Origin of the sequence: Rhodanobacter umsongensis, from assembly GCF_042654965.1 — a bacterium.
Classification (GTDB): Bacteria; Pseudomonadota; Gammaproteobacteria; order Xanthomonadales; family Rhodanobacteraceae; genus Rhodanobacter; species Rhodanobacter umsongensis.
In genome coordinates this window covers 860848-886098 of sequence record NZ_JBHSMK010000002.1, presented here as the reverse complement: position 1 = coordinate 886098, position 25251 = coordinate 860848, and the positions used below count along the sequence as shown (strand labels likewise).

General features: G+C 66.3%; 25 protein-coding genes. 6 read left to right on the top strand and 19 right to left on the bottom strand.

Annotated elements, in window-relative coordinates:
* Positions 1 to 20: 20 nt before the first annotated feature.
* On the bottom strand, positions 21 to 851 hold the full coding sequence (locus ACFPME_RS04300) for a kinase (RefSeq protein ID WP_377302368.1): 831 nt from the start codon (positions 849 to 851) through the stop codon (positions 21 to 23).
* Positions 852 to 1078: 227 nt separating this feature from the next.
* On the opposite strand from ACFPME_RS04300, the gene pdxH reads away from it, so the two are divergent.
* From pdxH to ACFPME_RS04285, 3 genes are read left to right on the top strand one after another with little or no spacing between them, the layout of a single operon-like run.
* Positions 1079 to 1666 (top strand): pyridoxamine 5'-phosphate oxidase, encoded by a 588-nt coding sequence (gene pdxH, locus ACFPME_RS04295; RefSeq protein ID WP_377302366.1) that lies wholly within the window; start codon positions 1079 to 1081, stop codon positions 1664 to 1666.
* A complete protein-coding gene (locus ACFPME_RS04290; RefSeq protein WP_377302364.1) occupies positions 1663 to 2103 on the top strand; it encodes a secondary thiamine-phosphate synthase enzyme YjbQ in 441 nt (146 codons plus the stop codon). Before pdxH ends, ACFPME_RS04290 begins: the two co-directional genes overlap by 4 nt.
* 4 nt (positions 2104 to 2107) lie before the next feature.
* Positions 2108 to 2932 carry an ABC transporter substrate-binding protein gene (locus ACFPME_RS04285; protein ID WP_377302362.1) on the top strand — a complete coding sequence of 275 codons (825 nt, stop codon included), beginning with the start codon at positions 2108 to 2110 and terminating at the stop codon, positions 2930 to 2932.
* A gap of 151 nt (positions 2933 to 3083) precedes the next feature.
* Here ACFPME_RS04285 and yjgA read toward each other — a convergent pair whose 3' ends face one another.
* Positions 3084 to 3635, bottom strand: coding sequence for a ribosome biogenesis factor YjgA (gene yjgA, locus ACFPME_RS04280; RefSeq protein WP_377302360.1), 552 nt, complete (start codon positions 3633 to 3635; stop codon positions 3084 to 3086).
* Positions 3636 to 3662: 27 nt separating this feature from the next.
* Positions 3663 to 3905: a DUF1653 domain-containing protein gene (locus tag ACFPME_RS04275; protein WP_377302358.1), complete on the bottom strand. Its 243-nt coding sequence runs from the start codon at positions 3903 to 3905 to the stop codon at positions 3663 to 3665.
* Between the two features lie 114 nt (positions 3906 to 4019).
* Here ACFPME_RS04275 and pmbA point away from each other — a divergent pair, with 114 nt between their 5' ends.
* Entirely contained in the window at positions 4020 to 5387 is a 1368-nt protein-coding gene (gene pmbA / locus ACFPME_RS04270; RefSeq protein ID WP_377302356.1) for a metalloprotease PmbA, read from the top strand.
* Between the two features lie 114 nt (positions 5388 to 5501).
* Entirely contained in the window at positions 5502 to 5900 is a 399-nt protein-coding gene (locus tag ACFPME_RS04265; protein ID WP_377302354.1) for a DUF4870 domain-containing protein, read from the top strand.
* Between the two features lie 77 nt (positions 5901 to 5977).
* Here ACFPME_RS04265 and ACFPME_RS04260 read toward each other — a convergent pair whose 3' ends face one another.
* The 6 genes from ACFPME_RS04260 to ACFPME_RS04235 all read right to left on the bottom strand — a co-directional run bounded on the left by ACFPME_RS04260 (position 5978) and on the right by ACFPME_RS04235 (position 11651).
* Entirely contained in the window at positions 5978 to 6877 is a 900-nt protein-coding gene (locus tag ACFPME_RS04260) for a polyprenyl synthetase family protein (RefSeq protein ID WP_377302352.1), read from the bottom strand.
* Positions 6861 to 7118, bottom strand: coding sequence for an exodeoxyribonuclease VII small subunit (locus tag ACFPME_RS04255; protein WP_377302350.1), 258 nt, complete (start codon positions 7116 to 7118; stop codon positions 6861 to 6863). Before ACFPME_RS04255 ends, ACFPME_RS04260 begins: the two co-directional genes overlap by 17 nt.
* Before the next feature lie 107 nt (positions 7119 to 7225).
* Positions 7226 to 8527 carry a tRNA lysidine(34) synthetase TilS gene (gene tilS, locus ACFPME_RS04250; RefSeq protein WP_377302348.1) on the bottom strand — a complete coding sequence of 434 codons (1302 nt, stop codon included), beginning with the start codon at positions 8525 to 8527 and terminating at the stop codon, positions 7226 to 7228.
* Entirely contained in the window at positions 8524 to 9267 is a 744-nt protein-coding gene (locus ACFPME_RS04245; protein ID WP_377302346.1) for an NYN domain-containing protein, read from the bottom strand. Before ACFPME_RS04245 ends, tilS begins: the two co-directional genes overlap by 4 nt.
* Positions 9268 to 9361: 94 nt before the next feature.
* Positions 9362 to 10567, bottom strand: coding sequence for a hypothetical protein (locus tag ACFPME_RS04240; protein ID WP_377302344.1), 1206 nt, complete (start codon positions 10565 to 10567; stop codon positions 9362 to 9364).
* 127 nt (positions 10568 to 10694) lie between these two features.
* On the bottom strand, positions 10695 to 11651 hold the full coding sequence (locus tag ACFPME_RS04235; RefSeq protein ID WP_377302342.1) for an acetyl-CoA carboxylase carboxyltransferase subunit alpha: 957 nt from the start codon (positions 11649 to 11651) through the stop codon (positions 10695 to 10697).
* Positions 11652 to 11809: 158 nt separating this feature from the next.
* Here ACFPME_RS04235 and ACFPME_RS04230 point away from each other — a divergent pair, with 158 nt between their 5' ends.
* A complete protein-coding gene (locus tag ACFPME_RS04230) occupies positions 11810 to 12187 on the top strand; it encodes a YajD family HNH nuclease (RefSeq protein WP_377302340.1) in 378 nt (125 codons plus the stop codon).
* Positions 12188 to 12233: 46 nt separating this feature from the next.
* Here ACFPME_RS04230 and dnaE read toward each other — a convergent pair whose 3' ends face one another.
* The 10 genes from dnaE to rseP form a co-directional block, all read right to left on the bottom strand.
* Positions 12234 to 15773: a DNA polymerase III subunit alpha gene (dnaE, locus tag ACFPME_RS04225; protein ID WP_377302338.1), complete on the bottom strand. Its 3540-nt coding sequence runs from the start codon at positions 15771 to 15773 to the stop codon at positions 12234 to 12236.
* 111 nt (positions 15774 to 15884) lie between these two features.
* A complete protein-coding gene (locus ACFPME_RS04220; RefSeq protein ID WP_377302336.1) occupies positions 15885 to 16415 on the bottom strand; it encodes a TlpA family protein disulfide reductase in 531 nt (176 codons plus the stop codon).
* 150 nt (positions 16416 to 16565) lie between these two features.
* A complete protein-coding gene (locus ACFPME_RS04215) occupies positions 16566 to 16760 on the bottom strand; it encodes a hypothetical protein (protein WP_377302334.1) in 195 nt (64 codons plus the stop codon).
* Between the two features lie 221 nt (positions 16761 to 16981).
* Complete coding sequence (gene rnhB / locus ACFPME_RS04210; RefSeq protein ID WP_377302332.1) at positions 16982 to 17593, bottom strand: ribonuclease HII; 612 nt, start codon at positions 17591 to 17593, stop codon at positions 16982 to 16984.
* Positions 17580 to 18797 (bottom strand): lipid-A-disaccharide synthase, encoded by a 1218-nt coding sequence (gene lpxB, locus ACFPME_RS04205; protein WP_377302330.1) that lies wholly within the window; start codon positions 18795 to 18797, stop codon positions 17580 to 17582. Before lpxB ends, rnhB begins: the two co-directional genes overlap by 14 nt.
* Positions 18798 to 18849: 52 nt before the next feature.
* Positions 18850 to 19638, bottom strand: a complete 789-nt coding sequence (gene lpxA / locus ACFPME_RS04200) for an acyl-ACP--UDP-N-acetylglucosamine O-acyltransferase (RefSeq protein ID WP_377302328.1) — start codon at positions 19636 to 19638, stop codon at positions 18850 to 18852.
* Positions 19635 to 20108: a 3-hydroxyacyl-ACP dehydratase FabZ gene (fabZ, locus tag ACFPME_RS04195; RefSeq protein WP_377302326.1), complete on the bottom strand. Its 474-nt coding sequence runs from the start codon at positions 20106 to 20108 to the stop codon at positions 19635 to 19637. The genes lpxA and fabZ overlap by 4 nt, the downstream gene beginning before the upstream one ends.
* Positions 20101 to 21144: a UDP-3-O-(3-hydroxymyristoyl)glucosamine N-acyltransferase gene (lpxD, locus tag ACFPME_RS04190; protein WP_377302323.1), complete on the bottom strand. Its 1044-nt coding sequence runs from the start codon at positions 21142 to 21144 to the stop codon at positions 20101 to 20103. Before lpxD ends, fabZ begins: the two co-directional genes overlap by 8 nt.
* Before the next feature lie 124 nt (positions 21145 to 21268).
* Positions 21269 to 23689, bottom strand: a complete 2421-nt coding sequence (bamA, locus tag ACFPME_RS04185) for an outer membrane protein assembly factor BamA (protein WP_377302321.1) — start codon at positions 23687 to 23689, stop codon at positions 21269 to 21271.
* Between the two features lie 190 nt (positions 23690 to 23879).
* The gene (gene rseP, locus ACFPME_RS04180; RefSeq protein WP_377302319.1) at positions 23880 to 25226 is read right to left on the bottom strand and encodes an RIP metalloprotease RseP; all 1347 of its coding nucleotides are present in this window, start codon (positions 25224 to 25226) and stop codon (positions 23880 to 23882) included.
* Positions 25227 to 25251 lie beyond the last annotated feature (25 nt).

Here is a 25251-nt window from a genome sequence, read left to right as displayed (position 1 = left end):
ATGCTTCCCCGTTCCCCGGTTCAACCGTGACTGAGCCCGGTCACATGGCGATCGTCGTCGTACTCCACGCAGGTGTCGGCCAGGGCGGGCAAGGTGGCCAGCGCGTGACGGCTGAGCCGCTCGAAGTGCGCCAGGAATCGCTCCAGCGCGCGCGCGTCCATCGCCAGCGGCGCGTGGCGCGCCAGCAGATCCTGTTCCTGCTCGCCGCGCCAGCGGCGCACGATTTCCCAACTCGGCGCCTGCAGCACGATCAAGGCATCGAACTTGCGCCACAACGGCTGATAGCCGCGCAACTGCTTGTTGACCCAATGGCGCCAGCTGCCGTCCGGGTCTTCGGTACGTTCCAGTTCGTTGACCGGCCGGGCCAGCGCGGCCTGCAACTGCGGGCGGATGCCCAGCGCCCAGCCTTCCACGATCACCAGCTTCGGCGGCCGCGTGACGCGTGGCCAGCGCGACGGCGAAAAGCGGGTGTCGCGACCCTTGTCGAAGCGCGGATGCGAGACGGGCAGCTTGTCCGAGGCCTGCGGCAGCGCGGCCAGCACCGACATCATCAGCTCGATCTCGTGCGTGCCGGGCACGCCGCGGCTGCGCAACAGCGGATGCACGTCTTTCGCCAGCGCTTCCCGGTCGCTGCGGGCGTAGTAGAAGTCGTCCAGCGAAAGCACCTCGGTGGCCCAGCCGCGCGCCTCAGCCTGGGCTTTCATCACTCGCGCCAGCGTGCTCTTGCCGCTGCCCTGCAGGCCCGACAGGCCCAGGATGTAGGGCCGGCGCGAACGCGCGATGCGCCCGGCATACTGGTCGAGCAGATGGCCGGCGAGCGCCTCGTTCTGCATGTCGGCATGGGACATCATCCGCCGCACGCTCCGGGCCCGGGAGGAATTTCCTCCACCGGCAGGTGGCGGCCGCGAGATGTCCCGCGAACGGATGCGTCGTGTTCACGCTTGCTGGCAGGAAATGGCACCGCCAGCGCCGTGGCCGGGTTACAGGATGAGTGGGGCATTGCACTATCATAAGTCGGGTTCATCCGCGCCATGATGGCGCGTGTCGGTCACGATGCAAAAGGAAAGTTTCAGACACCATGCTCAAATCCGAGATTCTCGACACCTTTCTGCGGCTACTGGACGAAGCCAAGGCCAGCGGCGACCCTGAGCCGACGGCGATGAACCTGGCCACCGTGGACGCCTCCGGCCGGGTCGCCTCGCGCATCGTGCTGCTGAAGGGCGTGGACGAGCGAGGGTTCCGTTTCCATACCAACTACCAGAGCGACAAGGGCAGCCAGCTGGAGGCCCGCGCGCAGGTCGCCCTGTGCTTCCACTGGAAGCAACTGCGCAACGGCGTGCAGGTGCGCGTGGAAGGTGCCGCGCGCAAATTGCAGGAAGAGGAATCGGACGCCTACTTCGCCAGCCGCCCCCGCCAGAGCCAGATCGGCGCATGGGCCTCGCTGCAGTCGCAGACACTGCCCGACCGCGACACTTTCGAGCAGCGCGTGGCGCGCTACGAGCAGCAGTTCGAAGGCCGCGAGGTGACCCGGCCGCCGCACTGGGGCGGCTTCGTGGTCGAGCCGGACATGCTGGAGTTCTGGTACGGCGCCGAGTTCCGCCTGCACGAGCGGGTGCGCTGGGACCGCCACGGCCAGACCTGGACCAGCCGGATGCTGTACCCGTGACCCGGGCGCTGCCCGCGGAGCATGTGGCGCAGGGTGGCTTTGCCGTGCATACGCGCGGCCGCGGTTTCAGCGAGATCACCGCGCAGGTCGGCGACGCGGTGGCGGCCAGCCACGTGCAGACCGGCATCGCGCAGGTATTCACCGCGCACACAAGTTGTTCGCTGCTGATCAGCGAGAACGCGGACCCCGCCGTGCGCAACGACCTGGAGCGCTGGTTCGCGCGTGCCGTGCCGGATGGCGACGCGATCTTCCAGCACGATGCGGAAGGCCCGGACGACATGCCGGCGCACGTGCGTTCGATCCTCACCGGGGTCAGCCTCAGCGTGCCGGTGCACGGCGGCAAGCTGATGTTGGGCATCTGGCAGGGCATCTACCTGTGGGAACACCGCATCGACCCGCACCAGCGCAAGGTCGTGGTGACCGTGCTGGGGAATTGAGCGCATGGATCACGCCGCACCGGGTTCCGGCTTGCCGGACCACTTCCCGCAGCGCATCGTCTGCCTTACGGAGGAGCCGACCGAGGTGCTGTACGCGCTCGGCGAGCAGCGCCGCATCGTCGGCATTTCCGGCTTCACCGTGCGACCGCCGCAGGCGCGCAAGGAGAAACCGAAGGTCTCCGCGTTCACCAGCGCGAAGATCGGCGAGATCCTGAAACTGGAACCGGATCTGGCGATCGGCTTTTCCGACATCCAGGCCGATATCGCGCGCGAGCTGATCAAGGCCGGCATCGAGGTGTGGATCAGCAACCACCGCAGCGTCGACGGCATCCTCGCCTACATCCGTCGGCTAGGCGCGATGGTCGGCGCCCACGAAAAAGCCGAAGCCTACGCGCAGCGCGCCGAGCGGCACATCGCCGACATCCGCGCCGCCGCCGCTAGATTGCCGCGGCGGCCGAAGGTGTATTTCGAGGAGTGGGACGAGCCGATCATCACCGGCATCCGCTGGGTCGCCGAAATCATCGGCATCGCCGGCGGCGACGACTGCTTCCCCGAACTCGCCCGCGAACCGCTGGCCAGGCAGCGCATCCTGCCGAACGGCGACGAGGTGGTGCGGCGCGCGCCGGACATCATCCTAGGCTCGTGGTGCGGCAAGCGTTTCCGCCCCGAGAAAGTGGCGGCGCGGCCGGGCTGGGACACGATTCCCGCCGTGCGCCACGGCGACCTCCACGAGATCAAGTCGCCGATCATCCTGCAGCCCGGGCCCGCAGCGTTGTTCGATGGTCTGGATGCGATCCATCGGATCATCGCCGAGTGGGCGTTGCGCTGAGCTTTTGTGTGAGAGGCCTGGGTCGCGGCGACCTTCGGTGTTGTTGTCCGAAAGCGAAGAGCGTCCGTCGCCCGCACCGCACCTCGCAATCATCCATCGACTTCGCTGCGCTCAGGGCGACGCACCCCGGAATCCGGTGGCCGACAGGATCTCAGCCCTCGGCGGAATCGCCCGCCTGCAGGTCCTTCAGCAACTGGAAGATCTCCCGATACGCCCGCGGCGGCTTGTTCGGCGTGTCCCTCTCGATCCGCGCCTGCCGCACCAGCGACCGCAAGTGCTGGCGATCGACCTGCGGATGCTCGGTGATCAGCTCGGACAACGCACCTTCGTCCTCGGCGATCAGGCGATCGCGCATCGCTTCAAGCCGGTGCATCGCCGCGGTTTCCTGGCGCTGCTTCTCGCGGTTCTCGCCGAGTTCGGCGCGCACGGCGGCGAAGTCGGCGTCGCCGTAGCGACGCATGACCTTGGCGAGGAACGCGAGCTGGCGCTTCTTCGCGCCGTGGGAAGGGGTGCGGCGGGTGACGTCGATCTCGTGGCGCACGTCGTCCGGCAGCGCCAGCTTGGCCAGCCGGCTCGGCTGCAGATCGACCAGCTGCTGCGCCAGTACCAGCACGGCGAGCGCTTCGCGGCGTTGCTGGGTGCGGCTGGGGCCGTACTCCTCTTCGTCGAGTTCGTGCTGATTGCGGCTGCGGCTCGGGCTCACGGTTTCGATTCCAATGGGGAAGGTGGATCAGCTGTGTGTGTCGTTGTCGCGGCTGGCTTCGGCCTGCTCCAGCGCGAAGCGGGCAATCGGCTCGCCATCCAGTTCGATGGTTTCGCTGAACATCGCCGCTGGGCGCACCCACAAGCCGAAGTCGCCGTAGAGCGCCTGGTAGACCACCAGCGGCTCCAGCGTCTCGCTGTGACGAGCCGTGCCCAGCACGCGATAGCGCTGACCCTTGTAATGACGATAGATGCCGGCGGTGGGTTGCATGACGTTCTCCGCAGCGCTTTGCATTCCGTCGCCGCGACCCCATGTCGAAGAGCCTGCGGCCGCGAACCGCTTATTCTACCCATTCCGCCCGTCAAACCCTCAGGAAAGCCCATCGTGAGCGAAGTTGCCACCCGCCAGGACCGCAGCGAACAGGAACTCGACCGTCTGGCCGAGCTTGCCGAGGACGTGATCCGCCGCGCCCGCGCCGCTGGCGCCAGCCAGGCCGAGGTGGCCGCCAGCATCGACAGCGGACTCAGCGTGAACGTGCGCCTGGGCGAGGTGGAGACGGTGGAACATACCCGCGACCGCGGCTTCGGGCTCACCGTGTATTTCGGCCAGCGCAAAGGCTCGGCCAGCACTGCCGATCTGCATCCGGATTCGATCCAGGCCACGCTGGACCAGGCCTGCGCGATCGCGCGATTCACCGAGGCGGATCCCGCTGCGGGCCTGGCCGATGCGTCGCGCATGGCGACGAGCTTTCCCGATCTCGACCTGTGGCATCCGTGGGACATCGATACCGCGCGCGCGATCGAGCTTGGCATCGCCATCGAGGACGCGGGGCGCGCGCATGCGGGCATCAGCAACTCCGATGGTGCCGGCGTGCAGGTAGGCGAGGGGTTGTCGGTGTATGCGAACTCGCATGGCTTCGTGGGGCGCGAACGCGGCACGCGGCACTCGCTGTCATTGGCACTGATCGCCGGCGACGAGGACGGCATGCAGCGCGATTACTGGTACGACAGCGTGCGTGCAGCAGGCGATTTCATGAGCGCGAAGGCGCTGGGCGACAAGGCCGCCGAACGCACGCTGGCGCGACTGGGTGCGCGCAGCCTGTCGACGCGGCAGTGCCCGGTGCTGTTCGTGCCGGAGCTGGCCCGCGGCTTGGTCGGCCACCTGCTCGGTGCGGTCAGCGGCGGCGCGCTGTATCGACAGGCCAGCTTCCTGCTCGATCACGTGGGCAAGCCGGTGATGCCGTCCTGGCTCAACATCAACGAACGGCCGCGTCTCCCGCGCGGCCAGGGTTCCGCCAACTTCGACGCCGAGGGCGTGGCCGCACGCGACAGCGCGTTGATCGAGGGCGGCGTGCTGGCGCGCTATGTGCTGGGCAGCTATTCGGCGCGCAAGCTGGGGCTGGAATCGACCGGCAACGCCGGTGGCGTCCACAACCTGATCGTGGAACCGGGCAGCGCCGGGCACGCGCCGGACGACTTCGACGGCTTGCTTAAACGCCTGGACACCGGCCTGCTGGTGACCGAGGTGATGGGACAGGGCGTGTCCACCGTCACCGGCGACTATTCGCGTGGCGCATCCGGCTTCTGGGTCGAGCACGGGCAGATCGCCTATCCGGTGGAAGGCATCACCATCGCGGCGAACCTGCGCGAGATGTTCGCCGGCATCGTCGCGGTGGGCACGGATGTCGATGCACGCTCGCACATCCTCACCGGCTCGATCCTGCTGGAGCGGATGACGGTGGCCGGCGAATAGGCCGCGAGTGGCATGAAGCGTAAATTCCTGCGGTAAAGTGACGCGCGGCTTGCTAGCATCGGCACAACCGGCAGCCGGCCGGCGACGCAAGTTTTCGACTTCAAGGAGATGCGCATGAGCGTTCCACCCGAGTCCGTCATTCCGCCCCCGCCGAGCCAGCCGGTGCTGGGCATCCCTTCCGCCGAGGAGCGTCAGTGGGCGATGTTCGCGCATCTCTCCGCGCTGGTCGGCGTGATCATCCCGCTGGGCAGCATCATCGGGCCGCTGGTGATCTGGCTGATCAAGAAGGACACCATGCCGTTCGTCAACGACCAGGGCAAGGAAGCGCTGAACTTCAATATCACGGTGGCTATTGTCGCCATCGTGGGCTGGATCCTGTGCTTCATCCTGATCGGTTTTCTGGTGCTGGCCGTGCTGGCGATCGGCTGGCTGGTGTTCGTGATCATCGGCACGATCAAGGCCAATGAAGGCACCACGTACCGCTATCCGTTCACGCTGCGGCTGGTGAACTGAAGGCGTTCTGCCTGACGAAACGAGGGCGGCGCAAGCCGCCCTTTTTTGTGGCGCGCGACCATTCGGTTTCTGGCAAGTCAGTACTGGCGATGGGCCGCGTAAAGCGCCAGTTCCGCGAGCAGCGTGCCGCGTTCGCCCAGCGCCGCGATGGCCGCCGATGCAATGCCGGTAAGTTCGACCAGTCGCGCGCGCGAGGCGTCGATGCCGATGATCGAGGGAAAGGTGGGCTTGGCGGCGGCCGCGTCCTTGCCGGCGGTCTTGCCGATCACTGCCGATTCGCCTTCCACGTCGAGAATGTCGTCGCGCACCTGGAAGGCCAGGCCGACGGCATGGGCATACCGGTCCAGCGCCTGCAAGGTCGCCGGGTCGGCGTTGGCGGCAAGCGCACCCAGCCGCACCGACGCGCGGATCAGCGCGCCGGTCTTGCATGCATGCATGTGTTCCAGTTCGGCCAGCGTCAGCGGGCGGCCGACTGCGCCCAGGTCGAGCGCCTGGCCGCCGGCCATACCCTCGGCGCCGCAGGCGCGACCGAGCGCGCGCAGCATGGCCATGCGGGTGATCGCGCCGGCGTGGTCGGCCGGCTGTTCGGCGAGGATCGCGAACGCCAGCGCCTGCAGGGCATCGCCGGCGAGGATCGCCATCGCCTCGCCGAACACGATATGACAGGTCGGGCGGCCGCGGCGCAGCGCATCGTCGTCCATTGCCGGCAAGTCATCGTGTACCAGCGAATAGGCGTGGATCAGTTCCACCGCGCAGGCGGCCGCATCCAGTTGCGGGCCGTCCTCGCCCAGCGCGTGCGCTGCGGCGTAAACCAGCAACGGCCGCAGCCGCTTGCCGCCGCCGAGTACGGCATAGCGCATCGCGCGGTGCAATTCGGCGGGGGAATGTTCGGCGGGCGGCAGGCTGCGATCGAGTGCTTGTTCGGCACGCAGGATCAACGCTTGCAGGGCGGCGCCAAGCTCAGAGTTCGGGTTCAAACGGCTGGGCGCTGTCGGGGGCATCGGGATCGAGCAGCAGGCGCACGCGCAGTTCAGCCTGCTCCAGCGACTGCTGACAATGACGAAACAGGCCGATGCCGCGCTCGAATGAGGCCAGCGATTCGTCCAGGCTCAGTTCGCCACCTTCCATCCTGGCGACCAGTTGTTCCAGCTCGTCGAGGGAATGCTCGAAGTCGACGATGGGCGGGGTCTTGCTGGTTGCGGGAGCGGTCTTGGCCATGGCCCGCAACGCTAACGCAGCGGCCGCCGGGAATCAATCTGCGCGAGGTGGCGAGCGTGCTCATGCGTGACCTGAAACCACCTGTCCTGATCCCGCGTTCCGGCGGATCAGCGCCCCGGTTGCCAGCGCGGTCGGCTGCCGGCCAGGTCGAAGAATGCCGCGCCGCGTTCGGTCATCCAGCGATCGGCCACCGCGATCAGTTCGTCGCCGGCATACAGCAAGGGGCAGGCCGCGCGTCGCCATGGCGGCAGCAAGGCTTGCTGGAAAAGGTCGCGCAATTCGCGGGTATGCGCGTCGCCCGCCGGCTTGATGCGCTCGCCGCCGCGGCGCAGGCGCAACCGGAGCGGCGCGATGAGGCGCGCATCGATGTCGGTTAGCGCCAGCGTGCCGCTATCGGGCAGCGCCAGCGGCTCGCCTTGCCAGGATGCCTGCCACTCGGGATCGATCGCCAGCTCGGGCGGCAGCGCCCAGAGGCGGCCCTTCCAGATATGCAGTTCGGCACCGGCCCAACGCACGCATGGCATGCGGCCGGGACGGGCTGCACATTGAAACTCGATCTGGCGACGCTGGGCGGTCGTGGGGGCAGGCAGGCCCCGGGCATGCAGCCAGTGATCGAGCAGCGGCTCGCGCAATGCCGGTTTCAGCGCGAGCCAGCCCTTTGCGTCGAGGCTGTCGCCGAGCGGATCCTGCAGATCCTCCAGCGCGGTCGTCCACGACACCCGCAATGCCTCGGCGGCGGCGCGGCTGAGCATGGCGCTGTGCAGGATCGAATCCACCGCCTGCGGCCAATGCTGCAGCAGACGCGGCAGGATCTCGCGGCGAAGATGATTGCGCGCCAGCCGTGTATCGGTGTTGGACGGATCGTCGATGACCTCCAGCTGGTGTGCATCGACATAGGCGCGAAGTTGCTGCCGCGAACATCCCAGCATGGGTCGCCACAGCTGGCCGTCGCCGAATGGACGCAGCGCATGCATGCCGCCCAGCGCGTCCGGCCCGGCACCGCGCAGCAGCTTCAAAAGCACGGTCTCGGCCTGGTCGTCACGATGATGGCCGAGCAGCAACCATTCGCCTTCGCTCAGCTGCGCGGCCAGCGCGGCATAGCGCACCTCGCGCGCGGCGGCTTCCAGCCCGGCGCCCTTGCCGGTGTCGACCTGCACGCGCAGCACGTCGCAGGGCAGCGCCAGCGCGGCGCAGAAATTGCGGCAATGCCGGGCCCAGCGCCCGCTGTCGGGGTGTAACCCGTGATCGACGTGCAATGCGCGCAGGCCACGGGCGCGCGCCTCGGGCAGGCGGGCCAGCGCATGCAGGAGTGCGGTGGAATCGGGGCCGCCGCTGAAGGCGACGCACAACGCAACCGGTGGTGCCGCCGTCAGGCCCGCCAGCAGATGCTGCAGCAGCGCATCGCTCATTTCCCGGCGACGCGGGGCCGCACGTAGATGTGCTTGCCGTTGCCGATGATGCGCTCTTCGGTGTCGAACAGGCCGATGCCCTTGATCAGCCCGCTGAGCTTGGCATAGCCATAGTTGCGCGAATCGAAATCGGGCGACTGCTTGCTGATGATGCTGCCGATCGGGCCCAGCCCGGCCCAGCCGGTGTCATCGGACGCCGCTTCGATGGCGCCGCGCAGCAGGTTCATCAGATGCGTGTCGCCGCGCAGTTCCTTGGCCGAGCGCTGCTTCGGGGCCGCGCCGGTTTCGGCAGTGGCCGACGGCCCGGCGAGTACCTCGGTGTAGATGAACTTGTCGCAGGCGGTGCGGAACGGCTCGGGTGTCTTGCGCTCGCCGAAGCCGTAGACGGTCAGGCCGGATTCGCGGATGCGCGAGGCCAGCCGGGTGAAGTCGCTGTCGCTGGAGACGATGCAGAAGCCATCGAAGCGCTTGGCGTAGAGCAGGTCCATCGCGTCGATGATCATGGCCGAATCGGTGGCGTTCTTGCCGACGGTGTAGCGGAACTGCTGGATCGGCTGGATCGAGAGGCGCAGCAGCACTTCCTTCCAGCCGTTGAGATCCGGCTTGGTCCAGTCGCCATAGATGCGTTTGACGTGTGCGGTACCGTACTTGGCGATCTCCGCGAGCAGGCCCTCGACGATCGCCGGGCGCGCATTGTCGGCGTCGATCAGTACGGCGAGCTTGGTGGTGTCGGTGGCCATGGTGACTCCCCGCAAATGTCCGGGATAAATGGTAGCGCGCCCGCGTGCGTTGTTGCCGTGGCCGGGCGCGACCGGGATCGAGACTGGCGGAACCTCAGCGAAGGACGCCTGCCTCGCGCAGGGAATGCTTCAGCGTCTCGAGGTCGTGCCAGCCGCTGAACTTCTTCACCAGGCGGCCGTGGCGGAATACGTAGAATGTGGGCATTGCCCAGCTGTCGAGCATCGACCATTCGCTGTCCTGCCAGGCCACATGAATCGGTTGATCCGGGAGTTCGCGGTTCCAGTCGGCGACGGAGCCGAAGGATTCGTTCTGGCTGGCAAGCCAGATCGCATCGTTGGCGAAGATGGGCCGCAGTTGTGCGTCTGCCTGGATCGCGCGTGCGGCATCCTGCGAGAAGTGGCAGGAGGCAACCACTACGATGCGCAATGGTGCCGACGGGTCGAAGGCTTGGCGAGTCATCGCCCGGCCCTGGTCGCTCGTGGTCAGCGCGGTGGGCCATCCCTGCGGCAGGAGCGAGCCCTCGTGCAGGACCGGCACGAGGGCTACGTCCATGCCGGGGTGTTGCCGGGCGAGCGCTTCGGCCGTGGCGAATTGCCGGGTGGCGATCATCGCCTCGTACAGGCCCTGGTAGTCCTTGTCCTCGGTCATGTTTCGCCGTTGCATCACGGCCAGATCCCTCTGCAACTGGGCGATGTGCGCCTTGTCCGGCAGGTAGGACACCACACGGTCCGCCGCGCGTTTGAGCAGCCTCAGATCCGGCGGGCTGACCGCAGGCATGTGCTCAGCCGACTGGTAGCTGGCGAATAACCGGTCGTAATGCTGGCTGACACGCACGAAGCGCTCCGTATCCGGCAGAGGGGCGTCGGGTTTCCACGTGGCCAGTTCGTCGTAGCGCTGCTCGATTTCGCTTTCCGGGCAGGTCCTGACGGCGCAGCCACGCGTTGCTGCGTCGGCGGCGCGCTCGCGCTCAAGTTGCGCCTGCCGCGCGGGTGTCACGCCGTCCCCTTGGGCGTAGCTCTCGGCGCCGAACAGGGCGAGAAGCTGGACGATCTGCGGGTGGGTCAATTCGCTGCGCGGGTCCTCGGAGGAGAAGCCTCCCAGTCCGCGCTCCCCGAATACCAGTTGGGCAAGAAACCGTTTGCGGCCGCCGGGCGACAGCCGATCCAGCGGCGAGGTGCCTGTGGGGGTGTCGCGCAGATACTTCGCCAGCTCCGCTTTCGAGTTGATCGGTGCTTGTGCGGCCATGGCCGGCACCGTGGCAAGCCAGAGGGCGGGGAAGGCGAGCAGCAGACGGTTCATGGGTGCCTCTTGCACGGTATCGTTCGAACCGATCGGCCAAGCATGACGCAAGATGCCCGCATGGGCATCGCGAGCCCTTCAAGTCGCCAGCCGGCCCATCGATGGGGTGCCTGGCCGGGGTGCCGGACTATTCCTGATACGCCCCGTAACGGCGCAGACGCTTGTAACGCTGTTCCAGCAGATCGCCGATCGGCATGGCTTCGAGCTCGTCGAGCTGTTTCAGCAGCACGGCTTTCAGGCGCACTGCCATCGAGCGCGGATTGCGGTGGGCGCCGCCGAGCGGTTCGCGCACCAGCTTGTCGATCAGGCCCAGTTCTAGCAGTCGCGGCGCGGTCATGCCGAGGGCTTCGGCGGCGTCCTTCACTTTGTCCGGGCTCTTCCACAGGATCGAGGCGCAGCCTTCCGGCGAGATCACCGAATAGGTGGAGTACTGCAACATCAGCGTGCGGTCGCCCACGCCGATCGCCAGCGCGCCGCCGGAGCCGCCTTCGCCGATCACGGTGCAGATGATCGGCACTTTCAGCTCGGCCATTTCCAGCAGGTTGCGGGCGATCGCCTCGCTCTGGCCGCGCTCTTCGGCGCCGACGCCGGGATAGGCGCCGGGGGTGTCGATCAGGGTCAGCAGCGGCAGGCCGAAGCGTTCGGCCATCTTCATCAGGCGCAGCGCCTTGCGGTAGCCCTCCGGCCGCGGCATGCCGAAGTTGCGGCGCACCTTGTCCTTGGTGTTGCGGCCTTTCTGATGGCCGATGATCACCACCGGGCGGCCGCTGATACGGCCGAGGCCACCGACGATGGCCGCGTCTTCGGCGTACATGCGGTCGCCAGCCAGCTCGTGGAACTCCTCGCAGATCACGCCGATGTAATCGAGCGTGTACGGGCGCGCCGGGTGGCGCGAGAGCTGGGTGGTCTGCCACGAGTTGAGGTTGCGGAAGATCTCGTTGGTCTTGAGCTTCAGCTTCTCGCGCAGCCGGCCGACCTCCTCGTCGATATTGAACGCCTGGCCGTTGCTGGCATGGCGAAGTTCTTCGATCTTCGCGTCCAGTTCGGCAATGGGTTGTTCGAAATCGAGGAAGTTGGGGTTCATTCGTTGCATTTCGTGGCACAGAGCGGCTCAGTATACCGTTCCGCAGGAAAAGGCGAGAACGCCGCCGTATGGCTGCAGACGGCCTCGGTCGATGCCCGCCAGGCCTCGCCGGATTGGGTTATCGTCCGCTCCAACATGTAATCATCCGAGCCCCGACCATGCCGATCAAGCCGCCCATCGACAACGCCAAACTCGACCGCATCGTGGCCGAGGCGCGACGCAACGCCGAGCAACGCGAGCTGGGCTATCGCGAGCGGGCGCTGAAGATGTACCCGTGGATCTGCGGCCGCTGCGCGCGCGAATTCACCCGCGCGAACCTGCAGGAACTGACCGTCCATCATCGCAACCACGACCACGACTTCAATCCGGCCGATGGCAGCAACTGGGAGTTGCTGTGCGTGTACTGCCACGACAACGAGCATTCGCGGCATATCGACCATGTGCGCGGCGGGGTGATGGCCGTCGAGGAAGCGCCGCCGGCCACCGGCAACCCGTTCGCGGACTTGAAGGCGATGATGGAGCGCGGCAGGAAGTGAGGGTCGGTTGACCCTCCCCTGTAGCAGGGGAGGGGTCAGAGCGAGGTCAGTCCTGCTGCTTGACGATGCGCAGGCGTACGGCCTGGACGCCGGGCATGGCGCGTACGGTGCGCAGCAATTCGGGGATGGCGTCGACGCGCCACGCCTCACCCAGTTCGATGTCGGCTTGCGCGTTGCGGTTGCGGTAGCCGTGCAGGGTCACGCTGGCGCGGCCGCCGCGATAGCCGGCCAGCGCGTGTTGCAGCTGATCGATGAACTCGGGGCCGATGCCGTTCAATTTCAACTGCAGCAACCGCGCATGCTTGCGGCAGGCGTCGGCCAGGGACATCGCGCTGCGCGCGCGCAACTGGAATCCGCCGCCGGAGAAGTCGTCGATGCGCAGGCCGCCATCGACGACCAGCATCTGGTCGCGGGTGAGCAGTGGCGCGATCTGCTGGTACAGCTCGCCGAAGAAGCTCACCTCGATGATCCCGCCGCCATCTTCCAGTCGCACGAAGGCGTCGCTGTCGCCGCGTTTGCGCACCGCGGTAACCATGCCGGCCACCGTCCACGGGGTGTCCGGTCCGCGGCGGAAGCGGTTGTTGTCGCCATCGTCGTTCTTGCGCGGCTTCGGCGGCTGGTAGCGGTCGGCGATCTCGCCCAGCGGACAGGTGGAGAGCTGCGCCAGTTCGTCCTTCCACGGGTCGGTGGGGTGCCCGGACAAGTAGTGGCCGAGGGTGTCGCGTTCGCCCTGCAACAACTGTTCCAGCGGCCACTCCGCCACCGTCGGCAGGTCGATCTTCAGCACCGGGGTCAGGGCGCCCGTCGCCGCGCCGAACATGTCGTTCTGGCCCGACTGCTTGTCGCGCAGATGCTGCTCGGCGGCCTTGATCGCACCGGGCAGTTGCACCATCAGGCTGGCGCGGTTCGGAGCCAGCGCATCGAGTGCACCGGACAGGATCAGCGCTTCCAGCACGCGGCGGTTGAGCCGGCCCGGATCGACCCGGCGGCAGAAATCGGCCAGGTCGGTGTAGTTGCCGTGCGCACGCTCGGCGACGATCGCCTCGCACGCGCCCTGGCCGACGCCCTTGATCGCGCCCAGGCCGTACTGGATAACCTTGGGCTCGATCGCGACGAACATGTACTCCGACGCATTGACGTCGGGCGGCTGCACGGTGATGCCGAGTGCGCGCGATTCGTCGAGGAAGGTCACCGCCTTGTCGGTGTTGTCCATGTCCGCGGAAATCGTGGCGGCCATGAACTCGGCGGGATAGTGCGCCTTCAGCCACGCGGTCTGGTAGCTGACCAGCGCGTAAGCCGCAGCGTGCGATTTGTTGAAGCCGTAGCCGGCGAACTTCTCCATCAGGTCGAAGATGGTGTCGGCCTTGTCGCCGGGCAGGCCGTCCTTCGCCGCGCCTTCGCGGAACTTGGCGCGCTCCTTGGCCATCTTCTCGGCGTCTTTCTTGCCCATCGCGCGGCGCAGCAGGTCGGCGCCGCCGAGCGAGTAGCCGCCCACGATCTGCGCCATCTGCATGACCTGCTCCTGGTAGACCATGATGCCGTAGGTCTCTTGCAGGATCGGCTCGACGCGCGGGTCGGGATATTCCACGTCCTCGCGGCCGTGCTTGCGCGCGATGAAGCTGGGGATCAGGTCCATCGGGCCGGGACGATACAGCGCCACCAGCGCGATGATGTCCTCGAAGCGGTCCGGTTTTGCGTCTTTCAGCATGCGCTGCATGCCGGAGGATTCGAGCTGGAACACTGCGACGGTCTGCGCCTTCTTCAGCAGCTCGTACGGCTTCGGATCGTCCAGCGGAAGCTGCGAAATATCCAGCGGCTCTTCGCCGGTTTTCGCGCGCCGCGCGTTGATCGCCTTCACCGCCCAGTCGATGATGGTGAGCGTGCGCAGGCCGAGGAAGTCGAACTTGACCAGGCCAACCGCCTCGACGTCGTCCTTGTCGTACTGGGTCACCACGCCGCCGCCGCCGGCTTCGCAATACAGCGGGGCGAAGTCGGTGAGCGGGGTGGGCGCGATCACCACGCCACCGGCGTGCTTGCCGGCATTGCGTGTGAGGTTTTCGAGTTTCAGCGCAAGGTCGATCAGCGCGCGTGCGTCTTCATCCTGCTCGTAGGTTTCGCAGAATTCCTTGACGACGCGATCGGTTTCCTTCTTCGATTTTTCCGAGCGGCCCAATGCATCGGAAAGCGTGAGGTCGAGCGGCCGCGGCGGCACCATCTTGGCCAACCGGTCGACCTGGCCGTACGGCATGCTCAGCACGCGGCCGGAGTCGCGCAGCACGGCCTTGGCCGCCATCGAGCCGTAGGTGATGATCTGGCTGACCCGATCGCGCCCATACTTGCGCGACACGTAGTCGATCACCTCATCGCGGCGGTCCATGCAGAAGTCGATGTCGAAGTCGGGCATCGACACGCGCTCGGGATTGAGGAAGCGCTCGAACAGCAGGTTGAACTGCAGCGGATCCAGGTCGGTGATCTTCAGCGCCCAGGCGACCAGCGAGCCGGCGCCGGAACCGCGGCCGGGGCCGACCGGAATGCCGTTCTGTTTGCCCCAGTTGATGAAGTCCGCCACGATCAGGAAGTAACCGGGGAAGCCCATCTCGATGATGACGTCGAGCTCGCGCTCCAGCCGCGCCTCGTAGTCGGCCAGCGTATGACCGGAAGCCAGCGGCGCGCTGGCCAGCCGCTCGCGCAGGCCTTGCCGCGACAGATCGCGGATGTGGCTGTTGAGGTCGTGGCCGCGCGGCACCGGAAAGTCGGGCAGAAAATATTTGCCGAACTGCAATTCCAGGTTGCAGCGCCTGGCGAGCTCGACGCTGTTTTCCAGCGCCTCGGGCAGGTCGGCGAACAGCGCGGCCATTTCCTCCGGCGTTTTCAGGTACTGCTGGTCGCTGTAGTCGCGCGGGCGCTTCGGATCCGCCAGCACCCGCCCCTGGTTGATGCATACACGCGCCTCATGGGCGCCGAAGTCGTCCTGGGTGAGGAAGCGCACGTCGTTGCTCGCCACCACGGGGAGCACGAGTTCGGCCGCCAGTGCGAGCGCGGCGCTGTTCCAGTGTTCTTCGCCGTCTCGGCCGCAGCGGGTCAGCTCCAGGTACAGCCGGTCGGGGAACATCCGCTGCAGCGGGCGCAGCTTGACCAACGCGGCATCGATGCCCTGGTTCTGCGCGATGCGTCCCACTTCGCTGTCACGGCCGAGCAGGGCGATCAGGCCGTGGCTGGTCCCGGTGCTCAACCAGCCTGCATCGACCAGGGCGCGGCCTCCGTGCTGGCCTTCCTGCCAGGCCCGCGAAACCAGCCGCGACAGGTTGAGGTAGCCCGCGCGGTCCTGGCACAGCAGGGTCAGCCGCCAGGGGCGCGGGTCGTCCGGTGCGCTGATCCACAGGTCGCAACCGCCGATGGGCTTGATGCCCGCGGCGCTGCACGCCTTGTAGAACTTCACCAGCGCGAACATGTTGCACTCGTCGGTCAGCGCCACCGCCGGGATGCCGTCGCGCACGCAAGCGGCGACCAGCGCCTTGATGCGGATGGTCGAATCGACCAGCGAATATTCGCTGTGCAGGTGGAGGTGGGTGTAGCGGACGGTCATGCAGATTTACGCGCGGAGTCCATGCAGGCTAACCGGCGCCCCGCCCAGCGGCAAGATTGACTTCCGCGCGGGTTGCACAAAACGTGGCGGCGTCTCGCCGGCGGCCCGCCATCAATTTGCTGCGACCGCCGCCGAAGCGGGCGGCGGCTCGGCGAGCAGGCCGTTGATCTCGGCCACCAGGCTGTCCAGCATGTCCTCGCCGTAGCCGACATGGACGTGCGCCACGGTGCCATCCCGGTGCAGCATCACCATGACCGGAATGCCCTGGTCGGCGCCGTAGGGCTTGCCCAGTGATCCATCGCGATCCCAGGTGAGCAACAGCGAGGGCAGGCTCCTTCTGAGCGCACGCGAGCTGCGCACGAACGTCTCACGGGATTCCTTGGAATCGATGGATACGACTTGCAGCGGCAGGCCTCGTTCGGTAGCCAGCGATTGCAGATTGGCCAGCACCGGCATCTCTTTCATGCAGTAGCCGCACCAGGTGGCCCAGAAGCTGATCACCACCACCTTGCCGCGCAGGGACGACATGCTCACCACCTGTCCGGCCTGGGTCGTGCCCAGTGCGTCCGGCGGCGTATCGCCGGGTTTCATCTCCGCGTTGGCGGCGAAGCACAGCAACAGCCCGAGCAGAGCAACTCCCATCCGGCGCATGTCATCCATCCCCTGTCTGGAATGGCCAGACTAGCAAGACGGCCGGAGTGGCGGAAGCGTTGCCGCAGACACCGGCAACGGCAGCGTCAGCGCGGCCGGATCGGCCTGGGCGGGTTGTTTGCCCGGGCGGGGTCGCCGCGTTCACCGCACATGGAAACGCTCGCTCTTCTCGATATGGATCACGTAGTGATCGAGGCCGGGCACGGCCAGTGGTTGCAGGTTGTAATCGGCGTGGGTCTGGTTGTTGCCGCCTGCATCGACGGGTGCCTCGTGGATTGCCGTGGGCATGCTTGCCGGCATCGGCGGTGTGGTTGAGGGGCTTTTCGTAAGCATCATGGCACGACTCCTGCGGCCGGATGAACGCGCTGCATGTGCGCGAAGGACAGCGGGTCGGCGGGTCCGTTTGTGGGACAGGCCAGAGCTGCTGGCGCGTCCGTGCTGATGTGGACTCCTGTAGCGAATGATGCGCCTGTGCAGGGAAAAGTTGCATAGACGAATGGGCTATGCCGAGCAATCTCATCTGCAGCGCGACCTGGCCGGCCGCGCGCTGCGCTCGCTCAGAACAGGCGCGCCTGATCCAGCAGCAGGCGCACCGGCGCGAAGCTGCGCCGGTGCTGCAGGCAGGGGCCCAACTGCTGCAATGCGGTCAGATGGCCCGGGGTTGCGTAACCTTTGTGGATCGCAAAACCATAGCCGGGGTGAACCGCATCCAGTTCGACCATCAGACGGTCGCGGCTGACCTTGGCGAGGATCGAGGCGGCGCTGATCGCCGGCTCCAGCGCATCGCCGCCGATGATCGCGCGGCCGCGGCAAGGCAGATCCTTCGGCAACTGGTTGCCATCGATCAGCGCCTCGTGCGCCACCAGCGCAAGGCCGGCCACGGCGCGGCTCATGCCGGCCATGGTGGCCTGGAAAATATTGATCCGATCAATCTCATCCACATCGATCAGCACCACGCAGTACGCCAGTGCGCGTTTGACAATCTGCCGATACAAGGCCTCGCGTCTGGCCTCGCTGAGCTTCTTGGAATCGTCCAGTCCGGCGATCGGCCGACGCGGATCAAGGATCACGGCAGCCACCGCCAGCGGGCCCGCCAGCGGACCTCGACCAGCTTCGTCCACACCCGCTGTGAGCGGGCGGGTGCTTGCGAGAGACTTAATGACGGGCATGCTTTTCGTCCATCAACTCGGCGATCGCCGCCGCCGCGCGATCGCCGGCGTGCCCTTCCAGGCCGCTGCGCAAACCCTGATGCAACTGCTCGAACGCGGCGACGATGGCGCCGCGCCGCTCGCTGTCGCGAAACAACGCAAGCGTGGCGCCGGCAAGGTTGCCGGCGGTGCAGTCGTCCTGCATGAACTCCGGCACCAGCAGGTCGCCGCGGAGGCCGTTGGCCCGCGCCAGGATGTTCGGCAAGGAATAGACGTCGGTCTTCAGCATCTTCAGCGCGCGAGCGATCCGATAGCTCAACGGCGCAACGCGATAGCCCACGACCATCGGCCGCTTGGCCAGCATCGCTTCCAGCGTGGCGGTGCCGGAGGCGAGCAGCACCACGTCGGCGGCCAGCATCGCCTCGTGCGCGTGACCGTCCAGCAGCAGCGGCGCAGCTTCATCGCCCGCGCCGCTGGCCAGCAGCTCGCCGAGTCGCCCATGTACCTGCGGGTTGGCGGCCGGGATCACGATGCGCAGCCCCGGTAGCGCCGCGGCCACGCGGCGGGCCGCATCGATGAAAATGTGCCCGAGCCGTGCCACCTCGGCAGGCCGGCTGCCCGGCAGCACCGCCAGCACCGGCGCCTGCTGTGGCAGTTGCAGGGATTCGCGCGCGCCTACCCGATCGGAAACCAGCGCGAAACGATCGGCCAGCGGATGGCCGACGAAGCGGGCATCGATGCCGTGTTTTGCGTAGATGGGCGGCTCCATCGGGAACAGGCACAGCACGCGGTTGGCGCTGCGGCCGATCTTCTCGGCACGCTTCTCGCGCCAGGCCCATACCGACGGGCTGACGTAATGCACGGTCAGCAGGCCAGCCTGTTTCAGGCGCTGCTCCACGCCAAGATTGAAATCGGGCGCGTCGATGCCGATCACAACGGCGGGGCGCGTTTGCAGCAGTCGCGCCACCAGCGCCTTGCGCAGCCGCAGAAGTCGCGGCAGATGACTGATCACCTCGCTGAAGCCGAACAGCGACAGCTCGCGGATGTCGTACCAGGATTCGAAGCCTTCGCGCTGCATGCGCGCACCGCCGATGCCGATGAAACGCGCGCGCGGGTAGCGCTGGCGCAGCGCGATGATCAGGTCGGCGCCGAGCTGGTCGCCGGAGTCCTCGCCGGCGAGGATGGCGATGGTGGGAGCTGCGTCAGAGACGTCAATGTTCTGCATATCGTCTCCTGCGAAAAACCAGAGCAAGAACGCGGAGCGTCACGCCACGCGCCTATCGCGCCAGCGCGCGCTCACTATGATCGAGAAACTCGAGCATGGCCCTCACGTCCTCGCTTTCGCGAGCCTGCTCGGCGAGCTTTTCGCGAGCCTCCGGCAAGGCCAGGCCGGCCATGTACAAGGTGCGGTAGGCTCGTTTGATCGCGGCGATGCGCGTGGCGTCGAAGCCGCGACGCTTGAGCCCTTCGCTGTTGATGCCACGCGGACGGCCCTGCTGCTCGTTGGCCATCATCACGAACGGTGGTACGTCATGGCCGACCAGGCATCCCATGCCGATGAATGCGTGGGCGCCGACCTTGCAGAACTGGTGCACGCCGGAATAGCCGGACAGGATCGTCCAGTCACCGATCTCCACGTGGCCGGCCAGCGCCGCGTAGTTGGAAAACACCACGTTGTTGCCGATCTGGCAGTCGTGCGCCACATGTACGTAGGCAAGCACCCAGTTGTCGTTGCCGATACGGGTGATGCCGCCGCCTTCGCCGGTGCCCCGGTTGATGGTGGCGAACTCACGGATCAGGTTGCGGTCTCCGATCACCAGCTCGGTGCGCTCGCCGGCGAATTTCTTGTCCTGCGGTGCGCCACCGAGTGAGGCGAACTGGGTAATGCGGTTGTCCCGGCCGATCCGGGTCGGTCCCTCGATCACCACGTGCGGCCCGATCGTGGTGCCCTCGCCGATCTCCACCTCGGCACTGATCACGCTGTAGGCGCCGATGCTGACGTTGGCGCCGATGACAGCCGAAGGATCGATCAGTGCGGTGGGGTGGATCAGGGCGGCCGAAGTCACTTTTCGGTCCTCGCGGCGCACATCAATTCGCAACTGGCCACTTCGTTGCCGTCGACCAGGGTGCGCGCCACGAACAGGCCCATGCCGCGCATCAGGCGCTTCAGGCTTACCTCGAACCGCAGTTGGTCGCCGGGAACCACGGGCGCACTGAAACGCGCGTTGTCGACCTTGACCAGGTAGAAGAGCGGGCTGCCGGTGTCGCCCTTCATGCGCCGGCTGATCTGGGTCAGCAGGCCGGCGGCCTGCGCCATCGCCTCGACGATCAGCACGCCCGGCATCACCGGGTGGCCGGGGAAATGCCCCTGAAAGAACGGTTCGTTGATGGTCACGTTCTTGATGGCGACCACACTTACGTCGGGTACGATCTCGATCACGCGATCCACCAGCAGGAATGGATAGCGGTGCGGCAGCAGTTCCTGGATCTGCTCCACGTTGATCGGCAGCAGCAGGGACCCGATTTTCTTACTCATTGTTGCTGTCCTTCTCCAGCACCGACAGTCGGCGCGCGTACTCGTCCAGGTGTTTGAAGCGTGCGGCGTTCTTGCGCCACTGGCGGTTGTCCTGCAGCGGCACGCCGGATGAATATTCGCCGGCCTCGCGGATCGAATGCGTGACCAGGCTCTTGGCGGTAATGGTAACCCGATCGGCCAGTTCCAGATGGCCGAGCACGCCGGCGTCGCCGCCGATCATGCAATAGCGGCCGATCTTCGTGCTGCCGGCCACCGCCGCGCAGCCGGCCATGGCGGTGTGCGCGCCGACATGCACGTTGTGGGCGATCTGGATCTGGTTGTCCAGCCGCACGTCCTCTTCCAGCACGGTGTCGTCCAGCGCGCCGCGGTCGATCGTGGTGTTGGCGCCGATCTCGCAGTCATCGCCGATGCGCACGCCACCGAGCTGCGGCAGCTTGATCCAGCTGCCGTGGTCGGAGGCGCTGCGGTCGAACGCGAGGCCGAAACCATCCGAGCCTATCACGGCGCCGGGATGTACCAGTACGCGCCGCCCCAGCGTGACCCGCGTGACCAGGGTGACCCGCGCCACCAGCCGGGACTGGGCGCCAACCGTGCAGTTCTCGCCAAGGATGCAATGCGGACCCAGGATGGCCCCGTCTTCGATCACGGCGCCGCTGCCGATCACGCAGCACGGGCCGATGCTGGCGCTGTTGCTGATCCGGGCGCCGTCCGCGATCACGGCGCTGGGATGAATGCCGGGTGGTGCAGCGGGCAATCGCTCGAACAGCGCGGCGATCCGTGCGTAGGCGACGTAGGGATCGCGGGCGATCAGCGCCGTGCCATGGCAGTCGCCGAGGTTCTCCTCACGCAGCACCACCACTCCCGCGCGAGTCGTCGCCAGCTGGGCGGTGTACTTGCTGTTGGAAAGAAAGCTCAGCTGGGTGGGGCCGGCGCCGGCCAGGGTGCCGACGCCATCGATGGCGCGCGCGCCGTCGCCACGGAAGCTGAGTCCGAAACTGTCAGCCAGTTCGGCGACGGTGTGGTGGATTGCGCTCATGCATGGCTCCAGAACCTGTGGTCATTGTAGAGGCTGGGGTTACGGGGTGCGTTGCGCGGCCCGCCGGCAAAAGAAAGCGCGGCCGGGCCGCGCTTTCTTTGGTGCCCTGATCGCCTGGATCAGGTCAGAACTGACTGCCGAAGGTGAACTGGATCCGCTCCTCGTAATGGCGGTCCGCGGCCGACGAGCGGAACGGCATCGCGAAGCTGATGATCAGCGGGCCGATCGGCGCCTGCCATTGCAGCGAAAGGCCGGTGGACGCGCGCAGATCCGCTGCATTGAAGGTCTGGTAATTCTTGTAGACGTTGCCGACGTCCATGAACCAGGACACGCGCGCGGTATTGACGTCCTTCAGGAACGGCAGGGGCAGGTACACCTGTGCCGTACCCAGTACCTTGAACGCGCCACCGATCGGTTGCGAATAGTAGGCGCCGCCGTTGCAGGTGCCGTTGGAACCGGGAGCGCTGCCGTCGATGCACACCCGCGGCCCCAGCGTGTTGTCCTGGAAACCGCGTACGTCGCGCACGCCGCCGGCGTAGAGGTTCTGCCAGAACGGGAAATCCTGACGCATGTCCGTCAGCACATGGTTGGGATTGCCCGCCAGGCTCGCCGCCTTCAGCGCAGCGAAGGCATTGTCGCTGATGCCGTTGCCGCCGTAGGTCTTGCCGTAGCCGACCTGGCCATCCAGGTACAGCACGAAACCCTTGCCGATCGGCCAGTAGTGGTTGGCCTCGGTGGTGAGCTTCCAGTACTGCACGGTCGAGCCGGGCAGCGCGATGTCGGTGGTGGCGGAGATCAGTCCACCGCGGGTCGGGGCCCAGTAGCCGTTGCGGGTGTCGTGGTTCCAGCCCAGGGTACCGGTCCACGAATGGATCGTCTTGTTGCCGATCTGGTTCTGGTAGTCGACCAGGATCTGCGGGCTGTAGCCGGCGAACAGGTTGACCTTGTTGCTGCTGACGCCCATGCCGATGCGCACGCCATCCGTTTCGCTGACCGGTATGCCCAGGTAGGTGGAGAAACTCTTGGCGCTGGTGGCGTAGTTCGCGAAATCGGTATTGCCGTAATCGGTCTTCGAGTACGACGCGCTGTAGCCGATGCCGATGCCGCTGTCGGTCAGATAGGGGTTGTAATAGTTGACGCCGAGATTGGTCTGGTAGCTGCTGCGCTCGCCGCTGATCGAGAAGCTGTCGCCGGTGCCGAACAGGTTGTTCTGCGATACCGAGGCGTTCAGGATGACGCCCGAGTACTGCGAATAACCCACACCGAACTGCATGCTGCCGGCGGATTGCTCCTCGACCTTGACGCTGACGTCGACCTTGTCCTGCGTGCCCGGCACCAGTTTCTTGTCGATGTCGACCTTCTTGAAATAGCCGAGCTTCTGCAGGCGGATCTTGGAGCGGTCCAGCGCGGCCTGCGAATACCAGGAACCCTCGAGCTGGCGCATCTCACGGCGCAGCACGGTGTCCTCGGTGCGGGTATTGCCTTCGAAGACCACGCGGCGCACGTAAACGCGCTGACCTGGCTCGACATACATGGTGAGATCGACGGTACGCTTCTGCTTGTCCAGCTTGGGCACCGGAGTGACCTTGGCATAGGCGTAGCCGATGTTGGCCAGCACCGCCTTGATCGCCTTGGTGCTCTCTTCGATGGCGCCGCGGTTGAAGGTCTCGCCTTCCTTCACGAAAACCAGCTGGCGCATGGTTTTCTCCGGCAGGATCAGCTCGCCGAGCAGCTTGACGTCGGCAACCTTGTAGATCTCGCCTTCCTTGATGCTGGCGTCGATATACATCGCGCGCTTGTCCGGCGCGATCGCCACCTGCGTGGAATCGACGCCGAAGTCGGCGTAGCCTCGATCCATGTAATAGGACTGCAGCTTCTCGAGATCGCCGGAGAGTTTCTCGCGCGAGTACTGGTCGTCCTTCGAATACCATGACATGAAATTGCTGGTGTCCGATTCGAAACCGTCGCGGATCTGCTTGTCGGTGAACGCGTGGTTGCCCAGGATGTTCAGCTCCTTGATCTTGGCCGCCTTGCCCTCGCGGATCTCGATCTCGACCGCCACGCGGTTGCGGTCGAGCCGGGTCACGTGAGGATCGACCGACACGTTGTACTTGCCGCGGTTGTAGTACTGCCGGATCAGCTCCTGCTGCACGTTGTCCAGCGCCAGGCGGTCGAAGGTCTCGCCCTCGGTGAGGCCGATTTCCTTCAGGCCTTTCTTCAGGTCATCGGTCTTGATGTCCTTGTTGCCGCGCAGCGTCAGCTTGGCGATGGACGGCCGCTCGACCACCTTGATCACCAGGATGTCGCCCTCGCGATCGAATTCCACGTCGCTGAAGAACTTGGTCTGGTACAGCGCCCGGATGGCCTGCTGGGCTTCGTCGCTGGTCAGCCGGTCACCCTTGTTGATGGGCAGGTAGTTGTAAACCGTACCGGCGGAAATGCGGCTGAGGCCGTCGATGCGAATGTCCGACACCACGAACGGGTCGAACGCAAACGCATTGGCGGAGAGGGAGGCAAGCAGGATCAGCGCGGCGATACGCTTCATCGTCGATTCCGTTGGGTTATTTCGATGAAACGGCCAGCGCGGCCGCTCCGATCAACGCATGAGGCAGGGCGGGACCCTGCCTCGAAAGAGTCTGCCATCCAAGGCAGGATTGACATGGCCAACACGCCACCGCGTCTCGCTGCTGCCGGCCGGCGTGCTGCCGATGCGCCGTTGTCCGCGGCCACCGGTGTCACGACAGCAGCAGGCGATGGATGTCGTTGTAGAACGCCAACCCCATCAGCGTGAACAGCAATGCCAGCCCGATGTACTGGCCGATGATCATCGCTTGTTCGCTGACCGGACTGCCTTTGACCAACTCCACAAGATAATACAGCAGGTGTCCGCCATCCAGGACCGGGATCGGCAGAAGGTTGAGGATCGCCAGGCTCAGCGACACCAGCGCCAGAAATTGCAGGAACCACGGCAGGCCCATGTTGGCCGATTGATTGGCCACTTCGGCGATGCCGATGACACCGGAGAGATTGCGGGTCGACGCTTCGCCGGTGAGCATCTTGCCGAGCATGCCGAAGGTCTGCGTGGTGTTGCGCCAGGTGGTGCTGAAGGAGGCAGCCAGCGCCCGGACCGGGCCATAGCGCACGGTGGCCGGCTCGATCGGTGGCGCGCCGACACCCATCACCCACTTCTGCGGCTGACCTTCCAGCGATTCCCATCGGACGGTGACGTTCAATGGCAGCGTGCGGCCGGCCCGTTCCACCACGATAGCCATCCGCGGCGAGGTGGCGGCGTCGGCCTGTACCTGTTTGCCGAACGCAACGAAATCGCTCACCGGCTTGCCGTTGACGCTGACGATGCGGTCACCCCCTTGCATGCCCGCCAGCGCCGCGGGCTGACCGGCCATCACGGTGGCGGCGACGGCCGGCGGTGGCGCCAGTTGCAGCCCGAGCTTGTCCAGGTAATGCACCACGTCCTGGCCCGGCGGCAATTCATCCAGGGGCAGGACCAGCTGGCGTGGCTGGCCGTCGTGGCCGCGCACGGTGAGCGGCAGCGGCATGCGGCCGAGCAGGGCGTTGGCGACCGCGTCCATCGAATCGGTCCAGGAGCTGACCTGCCGGCCATCGACGCTGAGGATGCGGTCGCCAGCCTGGATACCGGCCCTGGCGGCGAGGCTTTGCGGCGCCGCCGTTACCACCGGCGCCACGTCCGGGCGGCCTAGCATGAACATCAGCCAGAACGCCGCCAAGGTGAAGATCAGGTTGAATCCGGGGCCCGCCGCAACAATGGCGATGCGCTTCCACACGGATTTGCCGGTGAACTCCTGGTCGCGCAAGGCGGGATCGACCTCGCCTTCGCGGGCGTCGAGCATCTTGACGTAGCCGCCCAGCGGGATCGCGGCGATCTGGTATTCGGTGCCGTCGCGGCCCACGCGTTTCCAGATGGCCTTGCCGAAACCGACCGAAAAACGCAGCACCTTGACGCCACAGCGGCGAGCGACCCAGTAGTGGCCGAATTCATGAAAGGTCACCAGCACGCCAAGCGTGACCAGCAACCAGAACACCGAGCCAAAAAAGGGAGTCATCAGGTACCGTACGGAAAAGTCATCG

What these genes read in the sequence shown, in the direction of transcription:
- ACFPME_RS04300 (WP_377302368.1), bottom strand. Translation starts at nt 851, where the DNA reads ATGATGTCCCATGCCGACATGCAGAACGAGGCGCTCGCCGGCCATCTG.
- pdxH (WP_377302366.1), top strand. Translation starts at nt 1,079, where the DNA reads ATGCTCAAATCCGAGATTCTCGACACCTTTCTGCGGCTACTGGACGAA.
- ACFPME_RS04285 (WP_377302362.1), top strand. Translation starts at nt 2,108, where the DNA reads ATGGATCACGCCGCACCGGGTTCCGGCTTGCCGGACCACTTCCCGCAG.
- ACFPME_RS04275 (WP_377302358.1), bottom strand. Translation starts at nt 3,905, where the DNA reads ATGCAACCCACCGCCGGCATCTATCGTCATTACAAGGGTCAGCGCTAT.
- ACFPME_RS04265 (WP_377302354.1), top strand. Translation starts at nt 5,502, where the DNA reads ATGAGCGTTCCACCCGAGTCCGTCATTCCGCCCCCGCCGAGCCAGCCG.
- ACFPME_RS04255 (WP_377302350.1), bottom strand. Translation starts at nt 7,118, where the DNA reads ATGGCCAAGACCGCTCCCGCAACCAGCAAGACCCCGCCCATCGTCGAC.
- tilS (WP_377302348.1), bottom strand. Translation starts at nt 8,527, where the DNA reads ATGAGCGATGCGCTGCTGCAGCATCTGCTGGCGGGCCTGACGGCGGCA.
- ACFPME_RS04245 (WP_377302346.1), bottom strand. Translation starts at nt 9,267, where the DNA reads ATGGCCACCGACACCACCAAGCTCGCCGTACTGATCGACGCCGACAAT.
- ACFPME_RS04240 (WP_377302344.1), bottom strand. Translation starts at nt 10,567, where the DNA reads ATGAACCGTCTGCTGCTCGCCTTCCCCGCCCTCTGGCTTGCCACGGTG.
- ACFPME_RS04235 (WP_377302342.1), bottom strand. Translation starts at nt 11,651, where the DNA reads ATGAACCCCAACTTCCTCGATTTCGAACAACCCATTGCCGAACTGGAC.
- ACFPME_RS04230 (WP_377302340.1), top strand. Translation starts at nt 11,810, where the DNA reads ATGCCGATCAAGCCGCCCATCGACAACGCCAAACTCGACCGCATCGTG.
- dnaE (WP_377302338.1), bottom strand. Translation starts at nt 15,773, where the DNA reads ATGACCGTCCGCTACACCCACCTCCACCTGCACAGCGAATATTCGCTG.
- ACFPME_RS04220 (WP_377302336.1), bottom strand. Translation starts at nt 16,415, where the DNA reads ATGGGAGTTGCTCTGCTCGGGCTGTTGCTGTGCTTCGCCGCCAACGCG.
- ACFPME_RS04215 (WP_377302334.1), bottom strand. Translation starts at nt 16,760, where the DNA reads ATGATGCTTACGAAAAGCCCCTCAACCACACCGCCGATGCCGGCAAGC.
- rnhB (WP_377302332.1), bottom strand. Translation starts at nt 17,593, where the DNA reads ATGCCCGTCATTAAGTCTCTCGCAAGCACCCGCCCGCTCACAGCGGGT.
- lpxB (WP_377302330.1), bottom strand. Translation starts at nt 18,797, where the DNA reads ATGCAGAACATTGACGTCTCTGACGCAGCTCCCACCATCGCCATCCTC.
- fabZ (WP_377302326.1), bottom strand. Translation starts at nt 20,108, where the DNA reads ATGAGTAAGAAAATCGGGTCCCTGCTGCTGCCGATCAACGTGGAGCAG.
- lpxD (WP_377302323.1), bottom strand. Translation starts at nt 21,144, where the DNA reads ATGAGCGCAATCCACCACACCGTCGCCGAACTGGCTGACAGTTTCGGA.
- bamA (WP_377302321.1), bottom strand. Translation starts at nt 23,689, where the DNA reads ATGAAGCGTATCGCCGCGCTGATCCTGCTTGCCTCCCTCTCCGCCAAT.
- rseP (WP_377302319.1), bottom strand. Translation starts at nt 25,226, where the DNA reads ATGACTCCCTTTTTTGGCTCGGTGTTCTGGTTGCTGGTCACGCTTGGC.